1 protein-coding gene is annotated in these 747 nt (G+C 52.1%); it reads right to left on the bottom strand.

Annotation, left to right across the window (positions count from 1 at the left end; genetic code table 11):
• The coding region (locus AB4Z23_RS27425) for a TRAP transporter small permease subunit (protein ID WP_441361179.1) at positions 1-319 on the bottom strand (319 nt) is incomplete at its 3' end.
• Positions 320-747: the final 428 nt, after the last annotated feature.

The raw sequence follows: 747 nt of genomic DNA, 5'->3' as shown, positions 1-747 counted from the left end.
GGCAGAAAGGCAGGAGGAAGAAGATCGTCCCGAGAATGTCGACCCACAGTTGCCCTTTGCGCGGAAGATTTCCGTAGACTAGGTCAACCTTCACATGCTCGTTGTTAAGAAGCGTGTAGGCGGCAGCAATGAGGAACACCGCAGAGAACAAATACCACTGTGATTCAAGCCAGGCGTTTGAGCTCATAGAAAACGCCTTGCGCATGATCGCGTTGATGGCGCTAATGAAAATAGCCGCTAGAAGCAGCCAGGAAATTGCTTTGCCAATTGCTGAATTGGCAGCATCAATGGCGCGCGAAACGGCCAGTAGAAGTTTCATGATATCCTCCCCGGACGCGGCCGCGTACTCCTCAATACACATGCTGCCGCTATCGTTCGGGCAAGATATCAATGGCGGCTTCTCGCTCAAGGGCTGTCGTCTGTTAACTTCTTCAGGCATACCGAGAACTGGGTATGCAGGTTCAAACAGAGCAAAAATACAGTGGCATTCCGTGAAGAAACACCGTGTCCAGGCCTGTAGCTTTAATTGCACTCGAGGCAGCCCTGCTGGGGAATCTTCACCTTCAGCCATGTCGAGTGGAATCTGCGATGTCACTTGATTGGGTCCCCGCATCGGGCAATTTTAGGCCGCTTGGCGATGACTCTGTTGATGAACGACCGGCCCGGGATCAGTGACCTGTGTAAGACGTACGTCGGGGCCGTATTTCCAAATGCCAAATCCAAGATAACTTTGTGCCTCAACAAGAG

This window comes from Agrobacterium sp. MCAB5 (assembly GCF_052114365.1).
Lineage (GTDB): Bacteria > Pseudomonadota > Alphaproteobacteria > Rhizobiales > Rhizobiaceae > Agrobacterium > Agrobacterium tumefaciens.
The sequence above is the reverse complement of the archived record's forward strand: the minus strand, read 5'-3'. Positions and strand labels throughout refer to the sequence as shown.